At 40.0% G+C, this 24,440-nt stretch carries 23 protein-coding genes; 12 read left to right on the top strand and 11 right to left on the bottom strand.

Annotated features, from left to right (window positions below):
* Positions 1 to 136 precede the first annotated feature (136 nt).
* Positions 137 to 1,477: a lipid-A-disaccharide synthase-related protein gene (locus tag VB693_RS04135; protein WP_323265169.1), complete on the top strand. Its 1,341-nt coding sequence runs from the start codon at positions 137 to 139 to the stop codon at positions 1,475 to 1,477.
* A 65-nt stretch (positions 1,478 to 1,542) separates the two neighbouring features.
* On the opposite strand, the gene VB693_RS04140 is transcribed toward VB693_RS04135, so the two are convergent.
* A complete protein-coding gene (locus tag VB693_RS04140) occupies positions 1,543 to 2,265 on the bottom strand; it encodes a response regulator (RefSeq protein WP_190701221.1) in 723 nt (240 codons plus the stop codon).
* A 550-nt stretch (positions 2,266 to 2,815) separates the two neighbouring features.
* On the opposite strand from VB693_RS04140, the gene VB693_RS04145 reads away from it, so the two are divergent.
* The 3 genes from VB693_RS04145 to VB693_RS04155 all read left to right on the top strand — a co-directional run bounded on the left by VB693_RS04145 (position 2,816) and on the right by VB693_RS04155 (position 6,008).
* The gene (locus VB693_RS04145) at positions 2,816 to 3,034 is read left to right on the top strand and encodes a hypothetical protein (RefSeq protein WP_323265170.1); all 219 of its coding nucleotides are present in this window, start codon (positions 2,816 to 2,818) and stop codon (positions 3,032 to 3,034) included.
* A 503-nt stretch (positions 3,035 to 3,537) separates the two neighbouring features.
* Entirely contained in the window at positions 3,538 to 4,872 is a 1,335-nt protein-coding gene (locus VB693_RS04150) for an ATP-binding protein (RefSeq protein WP_323265171.1), read from the top strand.
* A gap of 23 nt (positions 4,873 to 4,895) precedes the next feature.
* A complete protein-coding gene (locus VB693_RS04155) occupies positions 4,896 to 6,008 on the top strand; it encodes a response regulator (protein ID WP_190701228.1) in 1,113 nt (370 codons plus the stop codon).
* A 25-nt stretch (positions 6,009 to 6,033) separates the two neighbouring features.
* On the opposite strand, the gene VB693_RS04160 is transcribed toward VB693_RS04155, so the two are convergent.
* Entirely contained in the window at positions 6,034 to 6,489 is a 456-nt protein-coding gene (locus VB693_RS04160) for a response regulator (RefSeq protein ID WP_190701231.1), read from the bottom strand.
* Between the two features lie 529 nt (positions 6,490 to 7,018).
* On the opposite strand from VB693_RS04160, the gene VB693_RS04165 reads away from it, so the two are divergent.
* Both VB693_RS04165 and VB693_RS04170 read left to right on the top strand, forming a co-directional pair.
* Entirely contained in the window at positions 7,019 to 7,351 is a 333-nt protein-coding gene (locus tag VB693_RS04165) for a hypothetical protein (protein ID WP_323265172.1), read from the top strand.
* Positions 7,352 to 7,506: 155 nt separating this feature from the next.
* Positions 7,507 to 8,709 (top strand): AAA family ATPase, encoded by a 1,203-nt coding sequence (locus VB693_RS04170; protein WP_190701237.1) that lies wholly within the window; start codon positions 7,507 to 7,509, stop codon positions 8,707 to 8,709.
* On the opposite strand, the gene VB693_RS04175 is transcribed toward VB693_RS04170, so the two are convergent.
* Complete coding sequence (locus tag VB693_RS04175) at positions 8,706 to 8,861, bottom strand: hypothetical protein (RefSeq protein WP_323265173.1); 156 nt, start codon at positions 8,859 to 8,861, stop codon at positions 8,706 to 8,708. The two genes, VB693_RS04170 and VB693_RS04175, sit on opposite strands and share 4 nt — an antisense overlap.
* Positions 8,862 to 9,109: 248 nt before the next feature.
* Between VB693_RS04175 and VB693_RS04180 the strand changes: the two genes are divergently transcribed.
* Positions 9,110 to 9,274, top strand: a complete 165-nt coding sequence (locus tag VB693_RS04180; RefSeq protein ID WP_323265174.1) for a hypothetical protein — start codon at positions 9,110 to 9,112, stop codon at positions 9,272 to 9,274.
* On the opposite strand, the gene VB693_RS04185 is transcribed toward VB693_RS04180, so the two are convergent.
* A complete protein-coding gene (locus tag VB693_RS04185; protein WP_323265175.1) occupies positions 9,267 to 9,842 on the bottom strand; it encodes a hypothetical protein in 576 nt (191 codons plus the stop codon). The two genes, VB693_RS04180 and VB693_RS04185, sit on opposite strands and share 8 nt — an antisense overlap.
* A 434-nt stretch (positions 9,843 to 10,276) precedes the next feature.
* Complete coding sequence (locus tag VB693_RS04190; protein WP_323265176.1) at positions 10,277 to 10,834, bottom strand: Uma2 family endonuclease; 558 nt, start codon at positions 10,832 to 10,834, stop codon at positions 10,277 to 10,279.
* A 79-nt stretch (positions 10,835 to 10,913) separates the two neighbouring features.
* On the opposite strand from VB693_RS04190, the gene VB693_RS04195 reads away from it, so the two are divergent.
* The 4 genes from VB693_RS04195 to dacB all read left to right on the top strand — a co-directional run bounded on the left by VB693_RS04195 (position 10,914) and on the right by dacB (position 15,923).
* A complete protein-coding gene (locus tag VB693_RS04195) occupies positions 10,914 to 11,201 on the top strand; it encodes a glutaredoxin family protein (RefSeq protein WP_323265177.1) in 288 nt (95 codons plus the stop codon).
* A 32-nt stretch (positions 11,202 to 11,233) separates the two neighbouring features.
* Complete coding sequence (locus VB693_RS04200) at positions 11,234 to 12,721, top strand: UDP-N-acetylmuramoyl-L-alanyl-D-glutamate--2,6-diaminopimelate ligase (protein ID WP_323265178.1); 1,488 nt, start codon at positions 11,234 to 11,236, stop codon at positions 12,719 to 12,721.
* A 169-nt stretch (positions 12,722 to 12,890) separates the two neighbouring features.
* Positions 12,891 to 14,342 carry a DICT sensory domain-containing protein gene (locus tag VB693_RS04205; protein WP_323265179.1) on the top strand — a complete coding sequence of 484 codons (1,452 nt, stop codon included), beginning with the start codon at positions 12,891 to 12,893 and terminating at the stop codon, positions 14,340 to 14,342.
* Between the two features lie 153 nt (positions 14,343 to 14,495).
* Positions 14,496 to 15,923, top strand: coding sequence for a D-alanyl-D-alanine carboxypeptidase/D-alanyl-D-alanine-endopeptidase (dacB, locus tag VB693_RS04210; RefSeq protein ID WP_416233365.1), 1,428 nt, complete (start codon positions 14,496 to 14,498; stop codon positions 15,921 to 15,923).
* A 226-nt stretch (positions 15,924 to 16,149) separates the two neighbouring features.
* Here the strand turns inward: dacB and VB693_RS04215 are convergent, their stop codons facing one another.
* The 3 genes from VB693_RS04215 to msrB form a co-directional block, all read right to left on the bottom strand.
* A complete protein-coding gene (locus VB693_RS04215; protein WP_190709826.1) occupies positions 16,150 to 16,359 on the bottom strand; it encodes a hypothetical protein in 210 nt (69 codons plus the stop codon).
* Positions 16,360 to 16,633: 274 nt separating this feature from the next.
* Positions 16,634 to 16,948: an RNA recognition motif domain-containing protein gene (locus tag VB693_RS04220; protein ID WP_190709824.1), complete on the bottom strand. Its 315-nt coding sequence runs from the start codon at positions 16,946 to 16,948 to the stop codon at positions 16,634 to 16,636.
* A 398-nt stretch (positions 16,949 to 17,346) separates the two neighbouring features.
* Positions 17,347 to 17,841, bottom strand: a complete 495-nt coding sequence (gene msrB / locus VB693_RS04225; protein WP_323265180.1) for a peptide-methionine (R)-S-oxide reductase MsrB — start codon at positions 17,839 to 17,841, stop codon at positions 17,347 to 17,349.
* 320 nt (positions 17,842 to 18,161) lie between these two features.
* On the opposite strand from msrB, the gene VB693_RS04230 reads away from it, so the two are divergent.
* Positions 18,162 to 21,470 carry a GAF domain-containing protein gene (locus tag VB693_RS04230; protein ID WP_323265181.1) on the top strand — a complete coding sequence of 1,103 codons (3,309 nt, stop codon included), beginning with the start codon at positions 18,162 to 18,164 and terminating at the stop codon, positions 21,468 to 21,470.
* 67 nt (positions 21,471 to 21,537) lie between these two features.
* Here VB693_RS04230 and rpsU read toward each other — a convergent pair whose 3' ends face one another.
* The 3 genes from rpsU to VB693_RS04245 form a co-directional block, all read right to left on the bottom strand.
* Positions 21,538 to 21,726, bottom strand: coding sequence for a 30S ribosomal protein S21 (rpsU, locus tag VB693_RS04235; protein WP_190709818.1), 189 nt, complete (start codon positions 21,724 to 21,726; stop codon positions 21,538 to 21,540).
* 129 nt (positions 21,727 to 21,855) lie between these two features.
* Positions 21,856 to 22,173, bottom strand: a complete 318-nt coding sequence (locus VB693_RS04240; protein WP_190709816.1) for an RNA recognition motif domain-containing protein — start codon at positions 22,171 to 22,173, stop codon at positions 21,856 to 21,858.
* A gap of 430 nt (positions 22,174 to 22,603) precedes the next feature.
* A complete protein-coding gene (locus VB693_RS04245) occupies positions 22,604 to 23,377 on the bottom strand; it encodes a class II glutamine amidotransferase (protein WP_190709814.1) in 774 nt (257 codons plus the stop codon).
* Positions 23,378 to 24,440: the final 1,063 nt, after the last annotated feature.

Below are 24,440 nucleotides of genomic sequence, written 5' to 3' on the forward strand. Positions count from 1 at the left end.
AGAACGTTAATTTTGATATTTTGTTTCTTATCAGCCTCAAAGTAGCAGCCTTACGCACTAGCTAACAAAAAATGAAATAAACACTCTCTTTCTTTCCTTCTTCACTATCACCTGTCACCTGTCACCTGTATTTCTCATGAATGATTTATCCCGCTTATCCCTAGCTAATTCGCCCACCGCAAGTTCTCGGTTGCAGTTGTTGGTATTAAGTAATGGTCATGGGGAAGATGTAATTGCTGTCCGCATTTTGCAAGAACTATTGCAACAATCAAACCCACCAGATATCTTTGCTTTACCTCTGGTGGGTGAAGGACGGGCTTACCAACAGTTAGATATTCCCCTCATTGGTTCAGTGCGGACTATGCCTTCTGGTGGGTTTATCTATATGGATGGGCGACAATTGGCGCGGGATGTGAAAGGTGGCTTGGTACAACTGACTTGGAGTCAAATTCAAGCGATGCGGCGTTGGGTGCGTTCCCAGAAAAAATTAGGGAACAAGAACGCTATCTTGGCGGTGGGGGATATTGTCCCGTTATTGTTTGCTTTTATGAGTGGTGCTAAATATGCCTTTATCGGCACGGCGAAATCAGAATATTATGTGCGGGATGAAGTGGGAATATTAGCTAGGAAATCAAAAGCAGCCAAATGGGAAAACTTTTCGGGTTCGATTTATCATCCTTGGGAGAGGTGGTTAATGAGTCGCCGCCGTTGTCGTGCGGTGTTTCCTAGGGATGGGTTGACAACACAAATTTTAAATCAGTGGCAGATTCCGGCTTTTGATGTGGGAAATCCGATGATGGATGGTTTAGAGGCGAGGTTTAATACCCAACAGCAAGAAATAGCTAGACCATTGGGGATTACTCTCCTCCCTGGTTCGCGTGCGCCGGAAGCCTATAAAAATTGGGAAATAATTATGGTGGCGGTGTCTGCATTGATGGGGAGTTTTCAGGAGCAAAATTCGTTTATCCCTAGTTCTAGTCATGTAGTGTTTTTAGGAGCGATCGCACCTCATCTAGACTTGAGTAGACTAGCCCAAACTGTCCAGTCTCAAGGCTGGCGAACGTCTACAGGATCACCTCTTCCCCTACCGGATGACACTGCTTTGATCTTTCAACAAAGAAATGCCTACATCATCTTGACGCAACAAGCATACAACGAATGTTTGCATTGGGGAGATGTGGCGATCGCAATGGCGGGGACAGCTACAGAACAGTTTATCGGTTTAGGTAAACCCGCGATCGCCATTCCTGGGGAGGGGCCGCAATATAACCCCGGTTTTGCAGAAGCCCAAAGCCGACTTTTAGGCTTATCGCTAATTTTAGTGCCAGAACCAGGACAAGTTGCTCAAGAAGTGCGATCGCTTTTCACTTATCCTGATAGGCTGCATATCATTGCCGAGAATGGTAGGCGGAGGATGGGGAAGCCAGGTGCAGCAGCCAGGATTGCTGAGTGTTTAGTAGAAAAATTCAGTATTTAAGCCCCTTTCCGCGTCGGAGAGGGGTTGGGGAGAGGTTCAGAAAATCTATACCCAACGTCCAGCAATTACGCTACCAAACCAGAACGCAAAGCCCTTACAGCCGCTTGGGTACGGTCATCGGCGCACAGTTTATTCAGAATGTTACGAACGTGAGTTTTAACTGTGCCGACAGTAATATAGAGTTTCTCGGCAATTTGTCCGTTACTGCAACCAGCCACAATTAACTCTAAAATTTCTAACTCCCGTTGTGTGAGTGGGTAAGTTTCTAAAACTTGTTCGTATTCTGAAGGTAAAGCTTCGATTTTGACCGTTTTTGGCTTATCAGATGATTGGGTTTCTACAGGGATACCCTGCCGCATTTTCTGTAATACTACATTAGCGATCGCTGGATCAATCCAAGAGTTACCGGCGTAAGTTGCTTGTATCGCCTCTGTTAATTTACTAATGCTTGTCTCTTTCATGTAATAAGAGTCTGCACCTGCGGCGAAGGCTGCTAGCACCGCATCCTCGGTATGATCCATTGTCAGGATCAAAACCTTAGTATTTGTTTGTCCACTTTCAGCTTGATAGCGTCTAAACTTACGGGTGAGTTCAATGCCATCCATGTCAGGTAGTCCAATATCTACCACGGCGACATCTGGCTTTGCTGTTTCCAACAGTTTTAGTCCTTGAGTCGCATTAGCGGCTTCACCAACTACTCTCAATCCTCCGTGGGACTGCAATGCAGCTCTTAACCCCATCCTCGTTAGGTCATGGTCTTCAATTAAAATAATGCTAATTTCATTCATTGCTACACCCGCTATTTCTTCTTTGCAGCTGACAAACTAAATTTTTTTTAGTTGTTTCTAATTTGCTTTCTATGAGTTTTCCAAACCTAAGATAGATGATCTCTGTATATGCCTGCATCCACCGATAGAAATAATCACTACCTTTTTTTTCAGGCTGGATTTAGCTCAGAATCATGCTTGGGATGTATTTATTTTCCACTTAATAATATATGATACTTGCTTTCTGCACTGATCAAGTAGACTGACTTGATATATTACAGTAATTACAGTTGAAAAATCTGGGATACAAGAGCTAATACGACCTTTTTCCGACTTTTTATTCACATCCTGCCGTTGTGTTATGTTTGTCTAATTCTTGCTTATTGATAGTTATTTTATCAACTAGTATGGCATATTATGGCTAAATTTAGCAGAAAAGTGATCAGCAGTTTTCATCGAGAAGATAAAATCAGAAAACTTTAAGTACCCCCGCTTCAATATTCTAGTCTTTTCAAAAGTAGGAAAAATACTACAAGCTGACTGTAACAGATAATTAACATAGTCTTTACTGATGATTTTAGCTAAATTTATTGTAACTTTTGTCATCTCTCACAAGTTGCAATCACCAAAAAAACACGGGAATGCCTTTAGCGATCGCCAACAAATTTTAGAAATACCAAATACCACAAGTTCAGATTATTTTGCTGCACTCAGATCAAGCGATCGCAACAGTTCAATACCCCAAGCTGATGTTACACAATGTTTGTTTCCAACTCTCACCAATGGGTGAGGACTTGTGTTAACTCATTCTTTTACAATTGTAATGAAGGTTAATAAAGTGTTGTAATTTACTTTGTAATAGTCGTTGTCTTTGTTGGGCGTCAGCGATCTATGCCTTGTTCATTAATTGCTAATTCATGATCAATTCAACTACAGCACAATTTAAATACAAAATATACCCCCAATGTAAATAAATATGATTTTAGCAAAGGATGAATGATCAACTAAATGTCAGGACTACCAAAATAAAACTCCATAAAGTTCATATTACCAATGGAATTAGTTTATTGGTAAAGGAACGGGTTAGAATTACTCATAATGTTGTGTGGGAAGTATGCTGAATTCTGGAATCAGCCTCTATTCTAATTAGAGACATCCTAAAATCTAAACCTCTTTCATTCACTCAGTATAATTCTCAAAATACATACCCAACATTTAGAATTATTTAGTTTGTTAGTTTAAAACAAGATATGTTTGACACCAACCTGTATTTGACAGCGAAAATAAAAACCAATGAAAGAAACGCTGAGAATTTTGGTTGTAGACGATGATGAGTTAGACCGCATGACAGTCTATTTAGCCCTGACCCAAGCAGGTGAGAAAATAGAATTGTCTGAAGTAAGTGACGCAAAAACTGCAATCTCTACCTTAAGACGTACTACTTATGATTGTGTTTTCTTGGACAATGATTTGCCAGACCAAGATGCTTTAAGCTTAATTCAAAAGCTTCGGGACTCGGAAATTAAAGTTCCCCTAGTAGTGATCACAGATCAAGGAGACGAACAAACGGCTGTTGAATTGATGAAAGCTGGTGCTACCGATTATCTGGCTAAATCCAGGCTGTCATCAGCAACCGTGACTCAGGTTTTACGCCATGCGATGCGAGTTTACCAAGCGGAACTGCAAAGAGATTTAGCACATCAGCAGCTGAAAGAAAGCCATGAACAGTTATTACGTAAAAATCAAGAACTAGAGAGACAACAGGAACAAATTCAGTTACAAAATTTAAAACTATTAGAAGCATCACGGCTAAAATCTCAGTTTTTAGCTACAATGTCTCATGAGTTGCGAACACCAATGAATGCTATTATTGGTTTTGCTCAAATATTGTTACGCCCTAAGTTTGGCAAACTCACAAATCAGCAAGCGGATATGGTAGAACGTATCCTGAATAACGGTAAGCACTTGCTGCTGCTAGTGAATGAAGTTCTCGATTTTTCTAAGTTGGAGGAAGGAAGATTAGCACTCCAGCCAGAATTATTTGATGTAGCTAAAGTCACTCATACAGCAGTTGCAGAAATGCGTTCTTTAGCAGAAGCAAAAAAGTTGTCTTTGATAGTAAAAATTAATATAGCTAACTCTTTAATTTTTAATGATCCGGTACGGATCAGACAGATATTATTAAATTTATTATCTAATTCTATTAAGTTTACTGAGTCTGGTAGTATCTGGGTGGAATTACAAGACCTGGGAGAAAATCGAGTGGCGATCGCTGTTCGAGATACAGGTATAGGTATATCTTCTCAAGATTCTCAGCATATTTTTGAAGCTTTTCGACAAGTTGATCAAAGTATTACCCGTAAATATTCAGGTACAGGCTTGGGTTTAGCAATTATCAACTCTCTTGTCCAAATGATGGGCGGCAAAATCTCTCTTGAAAGTCAAGTAGGGGTTGGTTCTCTATTTAAAATTGAACTACCCAGAAAAGTATCATTATCTACCTCAAACCAAACGTTAGCGGCGGTGGATTTCAATGGCAAAGGAATTTTGTCTTCGCCTCAAAACTCACATCCATCTCCTTCTCAAACGAGTCAAGTCTCTATGGGGTTTCCTCACCTCAAACTATAAAAGTTCCTAACCAGTTGATTATCATGTCTGTTGTTGAAAATTCTAAAATTGATCGTATTCTAGCTGTTGATGATACTAGAGATAATCTGATTTTGGTTCAGACCATTCTCGAAAGTGAAGGCTATGAGATTGATTCAGTTACAGATGGGAAGTCAGCTCTAGAAAAAGTTACTCAATCTCCACCTGATCTGATTTTGCTAGATGTGATGATGCCCGGAATGGATGGTTATGAAGTGACACGGCGCATCCGCAAGAATCCTGAACTCAACTATATTCCTATTTTGTTGATTACCGCCTTTCACGAATCCAGTGTTGTCGAAGGTTTAGATGCTGGTGCTGATGATTTTATTCGCAAACCATTTGATACAGATGAATTATTAGCGAGAGTGCGATCGCTTCTCCGCCTCAAGCATAGTCTTGACGAACAACGCAAAATGGCACGTCAACGGGAAGACTTTGTTTCTCGTCTGACTCACGATTTACGCACCCCTTTAGTAGCAGCAGATCGGATGCTGGATTTGTTTGAAAAAGAAACCTTTTGCCCGATTTCTCCAGAAATGAAACAAGCGATCGCTGTGATGATTCGCAGCAATCAAAATCTCATGCAAATGGTCAACACCCTCCTAGAAGTTTATCGCTTCGAGGCAGGTAAAAAAACCTTGAATTACGAAAGCTGCAATCTTCCTGAAATCGCCTCAGAAGTAGTCAGCGAACTCATCCCTCTAGCCAGCGAAAAAAATATCAGTCTCAAGCTAGACACCAGTCAATTAGATAATCTGGGAAATAAAGCTGGTGTAGTTATGGGTGATGCCTTAGAACTACGGCGTGTGCTACATAACTTAGTCGGTAATGCTATTAAATTTACTGACACAGGTAGCATTAGCATCACGATATGGGAAACCAATCACAACTGGGTAAATATCGAAGTAGAAGATACTGGTTATGGAATTGCGATAGAAGACCAAGCTACTGTTTTTGAGCGATTTCGCCAAGGTAGGAATAAAAGATCAGGTAGTGGCTTAGGATTACATTTGTCCAGCCGCATTATCGAAGCGCACGAAGGTAAAATTAGCCTCACATCCGAACTAGGAAAAGGTAGTACATTCACCATCCAACTACCAAAAAATTTACATTAGTCACCTGTCACCTGTCACCTGTTCCCTATTCTTGACATAACTGATAAGCTGAGGCAAATTGAAACTTGCCACAAAGTAAGCGGCGAATCACTGCCTCTAAATCTTCAATCATGTAAGGTTTACAGAGGTATTCATTAAACCCTGCCTTAAGAATGCGTTCTTGATCCTCTCTATCAGCCAAAGCTGTGACAGCTACTACAGGAATTTCACGCGTTAGAGGTTCTTGTTTGAGATAACTTATAACATCAATCCCATTGAGACTGGGTAACAAGATATCTAACATAATTAAGTCTGGCTGATACTCTTTTGCTACTAGTACAGTATTAGTACTATCTTGTTGACAAATAAATCTACAGCCAAGTGATTCAAGGGCATAACTAATCAGCAGTAGACTATCATCGTTGTCTTCCACTGCTAAAATCAACGGCTGCTGAGAGTTGCGCTTCTTTTTATCACTCATGAATGATTTTGCCAGATACATTTCTAGAAGATTCCATGAGAATTGATCGTCATTCGTAAGCAGACAAGGTATCTCGTCAAAAAAATTCAAAAAATTACGATAATTTTTATAGGTTTAGCAGACACTTATTGATTATACGCAAGATTACAGAATATTTTTTGCGTAACTTCATCATAACTTAATATACATAATTATGTTTTGCAGTATAATCCCTGGTGTTATTTATTTCAGTAGATGTAAAGATACATTTTTATCAGTGGAGGCTCTGGATCAAATTGTATTAACTTAATAAGTCACTTACTTAGTATTTCATCATCAAACAAGGAGTTAATATATTTTTGTAAATTTCTATGTATGATTGGCTAACCATAGTGTAGTATTTGTAGTATAAAAAGATTTATACAGCAAAATCACTAACCTTAACTATTAGCTAAAATATCAAACCTAGTCAGTGACAGCAGATGATATCAATATCAATTTCATAATTTTAAATCTGATAAATCTAAGATGCTTATTTTTCACTCCCCATTCGATTACCCCAATATAAAATATGAGTGAGGTAACAAATAAATATCAAACAGTTGATGAAATACAAAGTATTGTTAAAGCTTTCAATGAATTTACACTGCCTCATTCTCGATGGGATCATCATGCCCATTTAACTGTTGCATTATGGTATCTTATTCGCCACCCAGAAAAACAAGCTATCTCCTTGATTCGTGACGGTATACAACGTTACAATCAAGCCATGAAGATTGCCAATACACACAATAGTGGCTATCATGAAACCATGACATTGTTTTGGATTTATCTAGTTAGTCACTATTTAAAAGATAGCCAAGCAAGTGGTTATTTATTAGAACTCACTAATAAATTACATTGATGTATATGGTAATAAGAATCTGGTATTTAACTACTATAGTCAAAACTTAATCATGTCTGAAAACGCTCGCAAAAGCTGGATAGATCCTGATTTGCAATCTCTATATTAATCTGCTGTTATTAGAATATTCTCAACCTGTGACTTTTATCTAAAATATGGAATTTGATTATTTTAGCCGCAACGAAATTACGCCAAAAAATCAAAACAATCAAAGCTTACTTGCTAGTGGTTGGCGACCATTGCATCGAGAATTAAACTGGGAATTTTTAGGTGAACTATTACATAATGATACCAGAGAGTTAACTCAAAAAACTTTGAATTTAGCCAGTGGTATGGCAGAAATTTTAGGCAGAAATAACTATACTTGGTGGGCTAATATTTTAAGTCTAGCCTCGGAAAATACCCGCTATGAAATAGAAAAATTTTGGCATTATGTTACACCTAATCCACAAGCCCCAGACTATCGTTATAAAGATGTTTTAAATACAGAAACGCCAATATTACAATTTGTTAGTCGCAATAGCATACCCATTGATTATGTGCTGAATCGGCTACAAGAAATTACAGTTTTACGAGTTTTAAATGTATTAGGCCGTCCGGATATCATTACCCAATATTACTTAGAAAGAGATTTTTATTATCCTGTAGAAAAATTTGTGAATTGGGAACGTCTCGATGTTTTGAATACGGTTTATGCCTATTGGTCAGAACAAGATATTTGGCTACAAGTCGAAGCTTACGATCGCGGACGGCGACAATATACGTTAATGTCCAGGGATATGTCACCACTGGTTAACAAAGCTACTTACGATTTAGCAGTGATGCTGAGTGGCTATCAAAGCCGCGTCGGGAAAGTCCATAGCCAATTCCAAATCCGCAGTTTCCCCACAGATATTCAAAGCTTCACAGATACAGTGCAGCAAGCCATCCTCAACCAAAACCAGCTTGCGGTGGTAGTCAACGGCGAACCAGGTACAGGTAAAACTGCGTGGACACAAGCAGTAGCCAAAGAAATTCTTGTCCCTTTAGGATTCGTCATATTTATTTTGGATCATGATGCGATCGCTAACTTTGTTCCACCCACATATTTAGAACGAATTTGTATTATTGTTAACGAAGCTGATAACTTAGCTCAAAACCGCGCCTCGGAAGTAGCCCAGCATAACAACAAAACAGAACACATTTTGAGCTTATTGGATGGGACTTTGTATCAAAGTGTCATTGATGATGCAGGGATTCAAATCAAGCAGCGATTAGTTGTTTTGATGACTTGTAACACCACTGAAAGACTAGATCCAGCAATGTTAAGGAAAGGTAGAGTCGATTTAATGTATGAATTTACACAAAAATTTGTTTAAAAACCTGTAGCTTGCGTTTCGTTACCATAACCTCCAATACTCTTAGCCGAACAGTCTTGGAAGCAGAGGGAGAGATTTTTTATCCCTGGTGGTGTATGCAGTTCATCATGGCTACTTAATCTTGATTGCTGTTGTATTAGTAGTGATGACAAAACAAATTCTATCAATGGTGTGATATTGAGGTGTAATTCCTTACAAAAGAAAATGTTTGAATAAAACGGATAATTGTCCAAAAGCTGAGAATAATAGAGATATCCTACATTTATGCACAGGAAGGATATGTTAGCTCTCGATACCCGTGCGATCGCGGAATTTTTTTATATCCTTCATCAGGAATTTGCCATTTGAAAATGGTTGCTATAAACTGTAGGCGCAGTTCTTCGTTAAGGCTTGATTAATCATGACACTTACACAGACAATCACTACCAAACCAGATAAAAAATCTGCTAAAAAACAGCAGTCTTTTCCTCGCATGGATATTGGTTCACCTAAAGTACCATTACGCAAACCTCAGCAAATCACACAATCACCTGAACTATTAAGTGATTGGGAACACGCTAGTTAATTGATTGTTTTAAATTCCAATCACACAGTTGAGATGGCCGAGTCATTCGAGGGTGGTTGTATTGATAAAACCCCTCAAGATTCAGCAAAGCTTGGTGATAAATAATCCTCTGCACAGCATCCTCATGATGATTAGCGTTACTCATCAAATTACCTTGATTTAGTGTCAATCGCCCTTCAACATCCCATTTAAATGCAGATTTGGGTAAATTATTCTGCTGACTACCACTCCACAATATAGCTAAAGCTTCACCTGTAATTAGATTACCTTTCATGCTACCTCTAATACAGATAAAGTTATCGGAGTGGGGATAGCCATAATACCCCTCAAATTTATGCACAGTTTTTTTAAAATTCGCACAAACACCCGCACCAACACGCCAGTCTTGGGGGTCAGGTTGACTGCAAAATTGGTAGTTACCATCTGCTAAATTGGCAATGTTTACCTTGGGGACTGCAACCCACAAATTGGCATTTTGTTTTTGAACTGACTGATTAAAATTGAAATTGATTAACAAAGCTGTAAAAATTACCAGGGTTTGTGTGAGATTATTTATACCCAGCATCATCTCATCTCCAGATATATAGGAGACTGCTACAATTGGGAAATGTGAGATATTAATCAGCTAGTAATTAAATAACCGGAGCAGCAGAAATTGTTAAAAATACTAGCAACAAGATAATTAACACGCTGATTTTGACAATCAGGTAAGTGCTAGGATCAAATAAAGGAAAATCGTGTGTCATCATAAACCTCCTGATGTAGCTCTAGATTTTAGAGTTTGATTGAGGTATTGGTTTTTTCACTGGTTTATACTTCTATTATCGCTCAAGAATTAATACACACTGTGTAATTGAAAACTCTAGTAACATTTTTTAGTATTTTCAGAAGAAGAATTTTCAACGCAGAGTTACGCTAAGTTATCGCGGAGTATTTTCTAGAGTTTGTGGTTTTTGGTAGGCGATCAGCTACGCTGGGCGGTTACGCCATCGCACCAAATACTTAAGGTATTCCTGCTTGTTGAAAAATTTGTTGGGGTGTGAGTTGTAAGTCTGTTAATAGGTCATCTGCTAAAATATCTTCACCGATTTTTGTTTGTGGTCTGGCATCAGGATAGAACACGGTTACAGTTTTAGCTTTGGCATCTAACACCCAAACTCTCATCACGCCTGCATCTAGGTAATCTGTGGCTTTGGCACTCATTTCTCCAAAACTTTGACCGGGAGAGATAATTTCAATCACTAAGTCTGGTGGTATGGGACAGGGTGCATCCTCAATGACATCATTAGGGAGACGTGAGAAGGAAATATAAAGTAAGTCGGGGACAGGAATCCAATCTCGTCCTTGGCGTTTGAGAGTAACTGCCCACTCGATACCAATTTCACCGCGATTTTGCGCCCACGGCGTTAAAAGTGTAATAATTGCGCCTGTTAGCCTAGAATGATATTTTTTTGGTAATATTTTGGCTTTTAATTCCCCATTAACTAATTCGTAAGTAATATCCCCCTCTGGTAATTCGAGGAATTGTTGGGTTGTGATTTCCGTTTTGAGTTGAGTCATAGCGATCGCCTACTCTGATTCCATAACTCTATTTTGCGCCTATTATGAAAGATGCGATCAGCGCGATTATTTTAGGTAAATGCGATTAATTTTATACAGTAAACCCGGTTGTCATTTGTGTGAAGGCTTGCAAGAAAAGCTGGAACAGATCCAAAATCTGCAATTTGAGTTAGAGATTCGTGACATTACTACCCGTGAAGATTGGTTTGGTGCATATCAGTATGAGATTCCAGTTCTGCATCTAATACAGTCAGAAAACGAGCAAGCACAAGCTTTGCCCCGTCCTTCTCCTCGTGCTAGTGTCCAGCAATTGGAGCAAATGTTGTGTAAGTATTTAGCCAAGATAGAAAAAAATAATGCAGAATAAGCGCAAGCAAAGTGTGTGCTGAGGTTCACAAGATGAAATTGCGGGAATTACTAGCGACGGTTGACAGTATTGCACAATTACCTCCGGCTTTGGCGGATGCTGAAGTCCAAGGATTAAAGACCAACTCCCATGCTTGTAGTGCGGGAGATTTGTTTATTGGGATGCCTGGAACACGTGTAGATGGAGGAGAATTTTGGCCAAGTGCGATCGCATCCGGTGCTGTAGCGGCGATCGTTTCCCCCCAAGCTGTACAAAAAAATCCTCCCACAGATGAGGCTGTTGTCATTAGTGCTAACGACATGACCAAAGCTTGCGCCCAAATTGCGGCTGCTTTTTATGGATATCCTGGGCAAAAACTCAAGCTGGTGGGTGTGACTGGTACTAATGGTAAAACTACTACTACTCACCTGATTGAATTTTTACTCACCAAAGCTAAATTACCAACAGCTTTGATGGGGACTCTCTACACTCGTTGGGCTGGTTTTGAACAAACGGCTGCTCATACTACACCCTTCGCGGTGGAACTACAACAGCAACTAGCACAGGCTGTAAAAGCTGGTTGTGAGTTTGGCGCGATGGAAGTCAGTTCCCATGCTTTAGCCCAAGGCCGTGTCCTGGGTTGTCCATTTGAGGTGGGGGTGTTTACTAACCTCACCCAAGACCATTTGGACTATCACAGCGATATGGAAGATTATTTTGGGGCGAAGGCGTTGTTATTTAGCCCTGAATATCTGAAGGGACGGGCAATTATTAATGCTGATGACCCCTACGGTAACCGATTAATTGCCGCTTTGAATCCTGAAAAAGTATGGAGTTACAGCGTTAATGATGCCGATGCTCATTTGTGGATGAGTGATTTAAGTTATGAACCAAATGGTGTGAGTGGTATGCTGCATACACCAGAGGGTAATGTAACTTTCCGATCGCCTCTAGTCGGTCAATATAATTTAGAAAATCTGTTGGCAGCCGTCGGTGCAGTTTTACATCTGGGGTTAGATTTGCAATTAGTCGCAGCCGCTATTCCTGAATTTCCGGGAGTTCCGGGACGGATGGAGAGGGTGCAGATTAGTCCTGACCAAAAAATTAGCGTCATTGTGGATTATGCCCACACACCGGATAGCTTAGAAAACCTACTCAAAGCAGCTAGGCCGTTTATTCCAGGGAAAATGATCTGTGTTTTTGGCTGTGGTGGCGATCGCGATCGCACCAAACGCCCCAAAATGGGTAAAATTGCCGCAGAGTTAGCAGACGTGGCGGTAGTCACCTCCGATAATCCCCGCACTGAAGACCCAGAAAAGATTTTAGAGGATGTTTTAGCAGGCATACCCGACACCATACAACCGCTAGTAATTTGCGATCGCGCTACCGCTATTCGTACCGCCATTCTCCAAGCCCAACCCGGAGACGGTGTGTTACTGGCTGGCAAAGGTCATGAAGACTACCAAATTCTCGGCACAGAAAAAATCCACTTTGATGACCGAGAACACGCACGCGCCGCTTTGCAATCTAGAGGTGATTGAGGAATTGGGGACTGGGAGAGAATTTACTTCTTCCTTCCCCTACACCCCTACACACCAATTAATTAATACTTTTTAAGTATTTTAGGTGTCAAAAAGTATATAAATAAGTGAAAATCAATGACATAATTATTTCTTTCTTCCCCTAATTTTTATTTGTCGCGTTTGACCCATGAATGATTCTCTGCATAAGGATTTTTCCGTTTATCAGCTAGCGTTAGGAGTGGACTCTCCCCCCCAAGCATTTCCTCTTAATCCTGCTACGCTGCTCTCATTAGTCAGAGCAACAATAGATTTACTGATTGAACGGCAGATCAATGCAACGATATGGTTTAAACTCCCACCGGGAAAAATTTGGTACACAGAATTAATTCGCTATCAGTCATCAGCGAGAACAGTAAGTACCATATACAAATGTCAACCCAAGGAGAAGAAAGCAGAAGCAGAAGCAGAACCAGAAAGTGAGGAAAATTTGACTTCCTCATCTCCTTTAGATTGCCGTCATATAAGTTTGGAATCAATACCAAATAGTCACATTAGCTGTGAATATTTTCTGATAGTTTTATCACCAAATTTTTGCAGTGTAGTGGTAGCATATCAACCAATCAAAAAAGATAAAAGTCAAGTTTTAAGCAAGGAAAATGCTAATAAGAGTCAACCTTTATTAACTCTTATTAGCATTGATAGCAAAGTTATTCAAATAATTTTAGATGGGTTAAAGCAGGAGATTAAATCGGAATTAGATACAATTGCACCTACGGATTTCATTTGTCCAACTGCATCAGAACCAGGATTGATTAGTCAATTATTTGCCAAGCAAATCCAGCGACAAGATGAAATCAATCGGCAAATTAGAACTGAACGAATTTCTAAGTTAAAAGAAAAAAATCAAAACTTACACAAGAAAGAACGCCTGAAAGATGAATATTTAAGTAACGTCTGTCAAGAGTTGCGGACACCCCTAACCCAGATTAAAACAGCCCTCTCGTTGTTGAATTCACCAAATATTAAACCCAACCAACGACAACGTTATTTACAAATGCTCAATAGTCAGTGCGATCGCCAGAGTATTTTGATTACAAGTCTACTGGATCTCGTCCAACTAGAGCATAACTTAGAAAATACAACCCTAGAACTGGTCAAACTTGCAGATATTGTCCCTGGGGTAGTCAGCACTTACCAACCTCTAGCCCAAGAAAAAGGTATCATGTTAGCCTACACTGTACCCACTGATCTACCAGCTGTTTGGTGCGTCACTGGTGGACTTAAACAGATAGTGATTAATCTACTACATAACAGCATCAATTTTACTGCCAACGGTGGTCAAGTCTGGGTTAGAGCCAAATTTCATGGCGAATATGTCCAACTAGAAGTACGCGACACAGGTATTGGTATTGCTGAAAGTGAAATTCCCAAAATCTTTGAGTGCTTTTATCGCGTGCGTTCAGGAGTCAGCGACGAAATTAATGGTGCTGGTTTAGGTTTAACAATTGTGCAGCGATTATTGTGGCATTGCGGTGGTTCAATTAATGTCAAAAGTAAGCTAGACGAGGGATCTCTTTTTACTGTGCAGTTAGCAACAGAAAGTAATAAAGCTATCAATGCAGGCAAAGCAAATATCTGAATCATGATGTAACAAGGAAGAGAAAAGTATTGATAACTGATAACTGTTGAAAACTATAGACCAACTACCCTACTGCCCTAAGTTATTATCATCAAGTAGTTTTTATTCCTCTCAATGATCTCTAAAAAACTTAATCTTAGTTTAGTTTTACTGATGGTTAGTACACATATTTGTGTAACTCAGCAACTCGTTCAAGCTCAAACCCCATCTGCACCATCAAATACCACTAAATCAATTTGTTCGGCTCAAATCGGCACAGCTATAGATGCAATAGTTAATCGTCCCCTATTTAATCGAGTCCGATGGGGAATTTTAGTCAAACCACTGTCATCTGTAAAAACTCTCTATAGTCGAGATAGCCAAAAATATTTTATTCCTGCTTCCAACACCAAACTGCTGACTACAGCTGCTGCACTGCAACATTTGGGTGCAAACTTTCGCTTCCGTACCTCGATTTATCAAAATGAGAATAGTATTTTTAGCGTTGTGGGTAGAGGCGATCCCAGCCTTAATGATACCCAATTAAAAGCACTCGCCCAACAGCTAAAACAGAAGGGTATCACTCAAATTCAGCAGTTAATTGCCGACGATAGTTATATTCAAGGTGATATTGTAAACTCTACTTGGCAATGGGAAGATTTACAGTCAGATTATGGTGCGCCAGTTAATAGTTTTATTTTAAATCAAAATGTTTTTGGCTTAGAAATAAGACCCCAAAGTGTCGGTCAAACTTCGCAGTTAGGGTGGAAAGATCATAATGAAGCAAGACAGTGGTTATTAGTTAATCGGTCTGTGACAGTTGCAGAAAATCAACCGAGTTACATCAGTGTTAGCCGCGATTTAACTGGTAAAATACTGCGAATAGAAGGACAAGTAGCAGCTAATTCCCAACCATATTTAGTAAGTTTACCTGTCGTTGACCCCAATTATTACTTTTTAAGGCGTTTCCGTACAGTTTTAGCAACAGAACAAATTGCTTTGGGACAAACATTAGTTGCTAATAGGAGCAATAATCAACAGGAATTAGCATTTGTGCAGTCACCGCCTTTATCGGAGTTAGTTATGGAAACTAACCAAAATAGTAACAATCTCTATGCAGAAGCACTTTTGCGAGCTTTAGCTTTTCAACAATCCAAACAAGCAAATCAAAACACTGCGGATATAGGGTTGGAAGTTCTCAAAAAAAGTTTAACTCAGTTGGGAGTTGACCCCACAGGTTATAGATTGGTAGATGCTTCCGGTTTATCACGACGGAATTTAATTACCCCTGAAGCATTGGTACAAACTTTGCAGGGAGTAGCGAAAACCCCAGTTGCCAATTTGTATCGTGCATCTTTACCTATAGCTGGAAAAAGTGGCACTTTACGTAATCGTTTTCGTAATACTCCGGCGGAGGGAATTTTTCAAGCCAAAACAGGTACATTAAGTGGTGCAATTTCCCTCTCAGGATATATGAATCCGCCTGAATATGAGCCTATAATTCTCAGTATTATGGTAAATCAATCGGAACAACCTGCAAGTGTTTTACGGCAAGCAATGGATGAGATAGTGGTGTTGTTGGCACAGTTACAGCGTTGTTAAAACTGAGAATTCTACAAACCACGCCTGCATTTCTCGCAAGACTGTTTAATGAACATAAATTGTGTAACCCCGGTTTTTGCAAAAACCGGGGTTATGTATGCCTGTAATAACATTTTTTCCTACCTTACTTGCTATCAAGTCAAATCCAGCTAGGAGATTAAACTGGGACTAAAACCAATTCAAATACTGTTTGGGATTTACAATCAATACTGAATTGTAGGTTTTTTTAGCTGACCAAATCAACCAAAGCATCATCACGGAAGCGAACTACACTTGAGACTAGGCAGCCACGATAATGTTCCGAGGTAAATACTGAAAGTGTGATGTTCATCTGCTCAGTGTTTGAAATGCTTTTAACTTTACAGATTTGCATTTTGTTATTGCAGTAGGCAACTATGCGATCGCCAGCTTTGACATCTAATGCTCTGATTTTCAATTGAGCCTCAAAATAATTAAGAAATTTACCTTCTGCAAGTAAAATATATTGCTATATCTAACTTGCTCAATAGCTTATATCCTTATTATATAGGAATGTGTAACTAAAATAAACACAAAAATAAAAACGCGCTTAAATATTAACTCTGCACGAAAGAAACAGCCCAAAGCTTGATGTGATGCAAAAAAGGTTCAGGCGAATACACCTGAACCTTTACTAACTCAAATTAATTTTTCAACTAAGCGGTTAGCTTTCAATGGCTGAGTTGTTAACCTTAGTAGCGGTTGCTTTTACCATAGCTACCACGATTACCACCACCACCGCCACCACCAAATGAACCTCTCTCTTCTCTGGGTTTAGCCTTGTTCACTTTCAGGTCACGTCCCATCCATTCTGCACCATTTAGTGCATCAATAGCTGCTGTTTCTTCAGCTTCTGTACCCATTTCTACAAAACCGAAGCCGCGTAAACGGCCTGTTTCACGATCAGTGGGTAACTGAACACGTTTCACAGAACCGTATTCTGCAAAAACGGCATTTAGATTTTCTTCTGTAACGTCGTAAGAAAGATTTCCTACATAAACTGACATAGACTGTCTCCGAAATCGTAAGTGTGTAGAGATTTATATTTCGGAGAAAAGTTTGTCAATACCAAAAGCCAAAAGCCTGTCAATACTAAAAACAAATGCTGTTAACCGAATTAATTCTCAACTCCCATCATGACATAGGAGACAACTTTTGGAGACCAACTTAGAAAAAATGTTATATAAAGTTATATAAGCAATTAATCTAAGTAAGTAGCCAGCACAAATTTTGTACACCAAGACGGCTACTTATCGCGAGAATATGTTGAGGGGGCAAGGGGGCAGTCGCATAGGCGATCGCAAAATCAATCATAAATCATTAAACCTATCATTTTGGATGAAATTGATAATTCATAGAGACGTAGCCACGTCTCTACATTATTTTCCTGATATCTTGGATGACTTTAAGCGGGAATGAACTTGAGGGATACACCATTCATACAATAACGCTGGCCTGTGGGTGCAGGCCCATCTTCAAAAACATGGCCTAGATGCCCACCACAACGGCTACAATGTACTTCCACTCTCGTCATGAAAAACGACCGATCTACAGTAGTAGCAATTCCACCTTCGATGGGGTCAAAAAAGCTAGGCCAGCCAGTACCACTGTTAAATTTAGTGTCAGATTTAAACAAAGGCTGTTCACAAGCGGCACAGATATAAGTACCCGCACCATATTGCTTATCGAGTGGGCTAGTAAAAGCGCGTTCCGTACCATGTTGACGTAGAACGCGAAACTGTTCTGGCGATAAAATCGAACGCCATTCAGCATCAGGTTTAGTAATTTCAAACTTAGTATTAGAAGTTGCCATGATGTTTGACCTCTGTAAAAGAATCGGTGGTAATAAAGCTGTGCCAACTAATGCAGCACCAGTTTTGAGAAAATAGCGTTTGTGCATATATCTATATTATGGACATTGGACAATTCAATTTTGAATGGAAATTGAATTTAAAATCCCATCTTCTTGACAATTCGGTTTTCTCATAAACTATCAAAGAGGCAAGACCAAAACTAGGGCGTTCGCGTAGCGTGCTGTTAGGCAAAGTCCAAGTTGCTGCACTCCCCCGTGAGTACAGAAGCCAACACTGTACTTGGTATTCCAAGTCAATGTGGGTAGTTCACAATACTAAATTTATATGTAAAATATCGAATGTATAATTTAAAACTTTAGATTAATCTATTATACAAATTATTTTATAGTCGGTATTTATATTCCCTATGAACCCAGCAAACGAAGAGGATGATCAAAGTAGTGTTGAGGCACAATCAGTAAATCTGACACAGCAGTTAATGCTACATCGCATCAGCAACCGTATTCGACAATCATTAGAACTGCAAGAAATCCTGTCTGCAACAGTTGCGGAAGTTCGGTTATTTTTGGGAACAGATCGAGTCAAGATTTACCAGTTTCAACTAGATGGTCACGGTTTAGTCATTGCAGAATCAATTTGCGAAGATCGCCTCCCCTCACTATTAGACCTGCATTTTCCAGCCGATGACATTCCACCTTATGCCCGCGAACTTTATTTACGCGCACGTCAACGCACAATTATTGATTTTGACTCCCATCAGATTGGCATCAGCCCATTAGACTGTATAGAAACAGGTAATTCTCTAGAGTTTCCAGATATTCGCTATCGTCCCATAGATCCTTGTCATCGAGAGTACATGAATGCTATGGGAGTAAAATCTTCTGTGGTAGTGCCGATTGTCATCGAAGCCACAAATTCCAGTAAAACTCTACTACCATCTTTGCCTAGCAATAACTACCTTTGGGGTTTACTAGTATCCCATCATTCAGAACCACGAATCGTTACCCAAGAAGAATTATTGTTTATTCAGTCGGTTGTCGATCAGGTGTCGATCGCGATCGCCCAATCAATTCTGCTCGAACGTGTGCGCGAACAAGCCAAACAGGAAGCCCATATCAACCATGTCACCACATTACTCCACACCACACCCACAGTCCAACTCCAAGCAGCACTTGAGGAAGTTGTTCAGGTCTTTCAGGGATCTGGTGGTCGCTTGTATCTATCAAGTGAAAATTCTACTCAGAAGGCTGAAATCTATGTCTGCGGTACACAACCAGAACCCCTGGATCGGGCAAGTGGTAGACCAATTGAGGAGAATATCCTGTGGCAGAAGTATCTCAGCTCAGTATTAGTGAAAAATGATGACCAACCTGGTGCAAATAGAGCTGGCAAACCCTGGTCAGTGCAATGGATGCGGGCAATGTATGCTCTCAAGGAAGTGCCGCAAACATTAGAAACTGAAACTGATATTTGGGCGATCTCTGACATCTACAAAGAACCTCTGTTTCGTACCCTGATTGCTGCATTTGAAGCAACGCAGATTCGGGGTGTACTGATCATGCCTCTTTATTTTGGTCAGGAAGTGCTAGGTAGCCTCAGTATTTTTCGGGATGAGGTTGACCAAACACTACTGTGGGCGGGTTATCATCAACCCGACACACGCCAATTGTCGCCCCGCAAATCCTTTGAGGCCTGGCAGGAAATTAAAAAAGGTCAAGCACAAGCATGGATAGAGGCTGATATCCGCCTCGCTCAAGCCATGAGTGAACGGTTTTCCTCTGCTGTCAAACAGTACCAACTATACAATCAAGTGCAAATGCTCAATGCCAATTTAGAGCAACAGGTACAAATTCGCACAGTAGAGTTGCAGCAATCAACTATCATCGCCGACCAAAAGCGAACTTTGGCGGAGAAACTTGCCAAGGATTTATCAATTTTTGCCGAGCAACAGCAGACATTGATGGGTGTAATTACCAAAATTCGGGAATCTTTGGACTTAAGCAAGATATTTAAAGCCACTACTCAAGAAGTCCGCCAACTGCTGAATGCTGATCGTGTAGCGGTGTTTCGTTTTGCTCCTGACTCTGATTTTACATTAGGCGAAATTATCTCCGAGGATGTACGTACAGGCTATGTTTTGGGAATAAATATCCCCATCAAAGATGGTTGTTTTCGTAACTATGTCACGCATCACTCTGACAAAAAATCTTATGCTCTTGATGACATCGACCAAGCAGAAATAGATCCTTGCTATGTGGCAACTCTGACTAAATTTCAGATTAAAGCCTATCTAATAGCCCCTCTGTTTATCGGAGAAACACTTTGGGGTTTACTGTGTATTCACCAGTGTTCAGGTGCGCGTCATTGGCGGAAAAAAGAAAAAGAATTTATCACTCAAATTGCTACACAGTTAGGTGTGGCAGTAAAACAGGCAAAACTGCTAGAGCAAGCAGAGAATATGAAAACAGCAGCAGATGCCGCTAACCAAGCCAAGAGCGAATTCCTGGCTAGCATGAGTCATGAACTACGGACACCCCTCAATGCCATCTTGGGAATGTCTGAAGGTCTACAGGAAAACATTTTTGGGGAATTAAATTCACGACAAAAAAAGGCGATCGCCACAATTGAAAGTAGCGGTGAACATCTACTGGCTTTGATTAATGACATCTTGGATCTGACAAAAATTGAGTCTGGCAAAGTGGAATTGCAGATTGAGCCAGTCTCTATTAAAAACTTGTGCAATTCTAGTATGAGTTTTGTCAAGCAAATAGCTGATAGCAAAAATATTGAACTAAATATAGACATTCCCTGCGACCCTGATGAAATTGCCTTAGACGAACTGCGGACTCGCCAAATACTCATTAACCTGTTGAGTAATGCTGTCAAATTCACTCCGTCAGGAGGCTCGGTGACACTCAAGGTTTGGCTGGAGGAGACACAGAAGACAGGGGAGAATGACTCATGCCAAATCCGCATTACCCCCGGATCCCAAGTTCCCGAACCCCTAATCCCTAATCCCCAGTCCCCTAAGATCAAATTCTCTGTCAACGATACCGGTATTGGCATTGCTCAAGCAGATATACCCAAGTTGTTCCAATCTTTTGTGCAAATGGATAGCAGCCTGAATCGTCAGTATGCTGGCACAGGTTTAGGATTGGCATTGGTTAGCCGCTTGGTAGAACTGCAAAATGGCAGTATTGATCTGGTAAGTAAGGAGAGAGAGGGAAGTTGTTTCACTGTCACCTTACCTTATTTTGAAATACCAGATAGGAAAAAGCTCCAAGCATTACCGCCAAAAACAACTTCTGAGGAGAGACAATCTACCCTATTAACTAGTTGTGTACCAAAACAATTGCAGATTCTGCTAGCAGAAGATAATCAAGCCAACATCGATACCTTTTCTGCCTACCTAACTGTGCGGGGATATCAGGTAATTGTGGCCAAAAATGGCGAGGAGGCAATTAACCTTGCACAAGAGTACAAACCCGATGTAATTTTGATGGATATCCAGATGCCCGGAATTGATGGACTAGAAGCCATAGGACTGATCCGCAATGTATTAGAACTAGCCCAAGTCCCCATTATTGCCCTGACAGCCTTAGCCATGCCTGGCGATCGCGAGAAATGTTTGGCAGCAGGGGCTAATGAGTATCTAGCTAAACCAGTGCATTTAAAAGAACTCCAATCAACAATCGACCGATGTTGTGAGTTGTGAGTGCTGAGTAGAAATAAAAAAACCCTCATAAAAAATTATGAGGGTTTTTTGATATTTATATCACTGCTTAAGAGCGGAAGCGTCTTTTACTCTGCTTGTGCAAGGCAATTTTCTTGCGCTTGGACTTTTCAATAGGCGTTTCAAAGTGACGGTGCTTCCTCATATCTTGAAAAATCCCCGCCTTGGAAACTTCTCGCTTAAATCGACGTAAGGCTGATTCAATGTGTTCATTATCGCCTACCACTATTTGGGTCATTATCCCTCCTCCTAAATTGGCTTAATTAATGGCTTATCATGGTAAGCCGTCCCGTTGGCTAAAGTGCAAAACAATTCAGACTTTTGATATAACCTGAAAATTCGCTAGAAAAATTTCAGCTTTCAAAATTTAGTAGCGGTTACGTCCACCACCACCTCCACCATATCCTCCCCCACGATTTCCACCACCAAATGAACCTCTGTCTTCTTTGGGCTTGGCTTTGTTGACTTTGAGGTCACGACCCATCCATTCAGCACCGTCAAGGGCTTCAATGGCAGCTGTTTCTTCAGCTTCAGTTCCCATTTCCACAAAAGCAAAACCGCGTGGACGGCCTGTTTCACGGTCAGTGGGTACTTGAACCCGCTTTACAGTACCATATTCTGCAAAAACAGCACTCAAGGTATCTTGGGTAACTTCGTAAGAGAGGTTGCCTACATAAATTGACATCGATGATCTCCAAAATTATTACTGTGTAGAGATTTAAATTTCGGAGAAAAACCTGTCAAGACCAAAAGGGAAAAACCTGTCAATACTAAAAACAAAGATGCTCACCGAATTAACTCTCCTTTTATAGGATGACATAGAAGCCGATTGTCTGCATCCAGTAGATGGTTAATAAGTGATGTAATGAAAGTTAAGATTAGCTACTACCAAGAGTTTCCCCATCTCCAGCCATTAATTATGCCAAATCTTTAATGCGGGTTCTCCGTTCGACAATCTCCTGGAGTAAGCATTGAGGCCGCAGGGGGCAGGGAGCAAGGGCGAGGGTTTGCAGCTTTGATGATTATGAAAATGGTGCAATTTAAATGACGATTAGCTTATCAAGGTTATATAGCGCAAAAGCCCGGAATACAATTCTTTTGACTTTTGACTAATGCTAGAAATGTGGCAATGGCAATCCATCTTGAAATACTAACAATTCTCCCGGTTTGATTGGTGTCCAAACCTCGTTATCTGTAAGGGGGGTAGTAGCTATGACGGCAACGCGATCGCTGAATGTGGTCAATTCCCTAAAATCTACAGTCATATCTTGGTCTATCAAGTGAGCCGCCGCAAAGGGTGCTTGACGGACTATGTAGCTAAGTTTAGTTGAACAGTGCGTAAAAAAATGTTCTCCATCAGAGAGTAAGTAATTAAAAATACCTATATTAGCTAATTTTTCTGTAACTTTTTGCAGTACAGAATATATTTGCTCTAAAGGAGGTTTACCTTGAGGAAAGCTTTGTCTCAGGGTTTCTAGAATTAAGCAAAAGGCTTTTTCACTATCAGTATTACCCACAGCCTGATAAAAACCTTGATGTTCTGGATCAAAATCTGGCAAATTGCCGTTATGCGCAAATACCCAATACCGTCCCCAGAGTTCCCGGCGAAACGGATGACAATTTTGTAAGGCGACTTCCCCTTGGGTAGCCTTACGAATATGAGCGATCACATGGGTAGAGTGGATGGGATAACGCCTCACCAATTCTGCGATCGCAGAATTGATAGAGGGTTTAGCATCTAAAAATATTCGACATCCTTTACCTTCAAAGAAGGCAATCCCCCAACCATCACTATGATGATCTGTTCTTCCTCCCCGTGCGGAAAACCCTTCAAAGGAAAAGCAGATATCGGTTGGCACATTGCAATTCATTCCCAGCAGTTGACACATTGATATTGCAGTTTCTGAATTTTTGACTCATGCCTCAGAATTAAGATACTTCAGAATGCGATCCATATTTTGGTGCGATCGCTGCATTTTAGCGAATGGGGAGTCAGAAGAAGCCGGGGTGCAAGGGGTGCAGGGGAAGCTAAGGAAACAACAAAGAATCTTTTGATTTGTTTCTGCCCAATACCTATGTTCATATTTGGCTGCGCAATTTTTTCAGATAAACTGCCTGATTAGACTGTAACAAACTACGCAATACTACTCATGAAAAATATTTATCTTCTAGGGTTCTCAATTGAATACTTGAGGTTTTTTCTGATCTCAATCCTCTAAATATTGATCCCCAAATTCAATTAAGCGGTATTCATGTAAGCGAGTCTACTTATAAATGATTTCTTTAATATAACTTAATACCAATTTTAGGTGTTTTTACTGAAGATATTACTTATGAAAAACCTAATTATTAAAACAGTTAAGTAACTAATAAATTTGTTACATAACTATAGATTTTGTTTTGAAATTACATTTTTATAAACTCAAAAAATAATGAATACTTGTCCCTGTTGCTCTCACAGACTTTTACGGCATATCCGTAGTCATGAAGTCTATTTTTTCTGCCGACAATGCTGGCAAGAAATGCCAGTTTTAAAGAAGACACATAATCACCAATTTCAACCAATGTTTATCGATACAAAGGAGGGATCTTACATCAATACAATCTAATCACACTCACGATGAATGCTAGACATCTCCGAAGAAGAATGTAGAGGCGTAGCAATCCTACGTCTCTCTGATGTTTCCGGATAACATATATTTCATTTCTGGATATGCCTAATGTTGAATTTTATTTTTAAATGTAGAAATTTAATAAAAACTTTGTGTTTCGTGTTTGAAAAGGCGATAACTTATACACTCGCTTAGTTACGTTATAATTCGCTACAGATAATTTATACCGGATCTCTAAAATCTACCTGAAGTAAAAACATCTATCTTTAGTTGAATAAACTATCTGCCTGAAGAAGTAAATATTGCTAAATATTGAATTTTATTTTATAAATTAAAAATC

The sequence above is a fragment of the Anabaena sp. UHCC 0399 genome (assembly GCF_034931465.1).
Taxonomy (GTDB): domain Bacteria; phylum Cyanobacteriota; class Cyanobacteriia; order Cyanobacteriales; family Nostocaceae; genus Trichormus; species Trichormus minutissimus.

Coding starts and splice junctions, on each gene's coding strand:
- VB693_RS04135 (WP_323265169.1), top strand. CDS start 137: ATGAATGATTTATCCCGCTTATCCCTAGCTAATTCGCCCACCGCAAGT.
- VB693_RS04140 (WP_190701221.1), bottom strand. CDS start 2,265: ATGAATGAAATTAGCATTATTTTAATTGAAGACCATGACCTAACGAGG.
- VB693_RS04145 (WP_323265170.1), top strand. CDS start 2,816: ATGATTTTAGCTAAATTTATTGTAACTTTTGTCATCTCTCACAAGTTG.
- VB693_RS04150 (WP_323265171.1), top strand. CDS start 3,538: ATGAAAGAAACGCTGAGAATTTTGGTTGTAGACGATGATGAGTTAGAC.
- VB693_RS04155 (WP_190701228.1), top strand. CDS start 4,896: ATGTCTGTTGTTGAAAATTCTAAAATTGATCGTATTCTAGCTGTTGAT.
- VB693_RS04160 (WP_190701231.1), bottom strand. CDS start 6,489: ATGTATCTGGCAAAATCATTCATGAGTGATAAAAAGAAGCGCAACTCT.
- VB693_RS04165 (WP_323265172.1), top strand. CDS start 7,019: ATGAGTGAGGTAACAAATAAATATCAAACAGTTGATGAAATACAAAGT.
- VB693_RS04170 (WP_190701237.1), top strand. CDS start 7,507: ATGGAATTTGATTATTTTAGCCGCAACGAAATTACGCCAAAAAATCAA.
- VB693_RS04180 (WP_323265174.1), top strand. CDS start 9,110: ATGACACTTACACAGACAATCACTACCAAACCAGATAAAAAATCTGCT.
- VB693_RS04185 (WP_323265175.1), bottom strand. CDS start 9,842: ATGATGCTGGGTATAAATAATCTCACACAAACCCTGGTAATTTTTACA.
- VB693_RS04190 (WP_323265176.1), bottom strand. CDS start 10,834: ATGACTCAACTCAAAACGGAAATCACAACCCAACAATTCCTCGAATTA.
- VB693_RS04195 (WP_323265177.1), top strand. CDS start 10,914: ATGCGATTAATTTTATACAGTAAACCCGGTTGTCATTTGTGTGAAGGC.
- VB693_RS04200 (WP_323265178.1), top strand. CDS start 11,234: ATGAAATTGCGGGAATTACTAGCGACGGTTGACAGTATTGCACAATTA.
- VB693_RS04205 (WP_323265179.1), top strand. CDS start 12,891: ATGAATGATTCTCTGCATAAGGATTTTTCCGTTTATCAGCTAGCGTTA.
- dacB (WP_416233365.1), top strand. CDS start 14,496: ATGGTTAGTACACATATTTGTGTAACTCAGCAACTCGTTCAAGCTCAA.
- VB693_RS04220 (WP_190709824.1), bottom strand. CDS start 16,948: ATGTCAGTTTATGTAGGAAATCTTTCTTACGACGTTACAGAAGAAAAT.
- msrB (WP_323265180.1), bottom strand. CDS start 17,841: ATGCACAAACGCTATTTTCTCAAAACTGGTGCTGCATTAGTTGGCACA.
- VB693_RS04230 (WP_323265181.1), top strand. CDS start 18,162: ATGAACCCAGCAAACGAAGAGGATGATCAAAGTAGTGTTGAGGCACAA.
- rpsU (WP_190709818.1), bottom strand. CDS start 21,726: ATGACCCAAATAGTGGTAGGCGATAATGAACACATTGAATCAGCCTTA.
- VB693_RS04240 (WP_190709816.1), bottom strand. CDS start 22,173: ATGTCAATTTATGTAGGCAACCTCTCTTACGAAGTTACCCAAGATACC.
- VB693_RS04245 (WP_190709814.1), bottom strand. CDS start 23,377: ATGTGTCAACTGCTGGGAATGAATTGCAATGTGCCAACCGATATCTGC.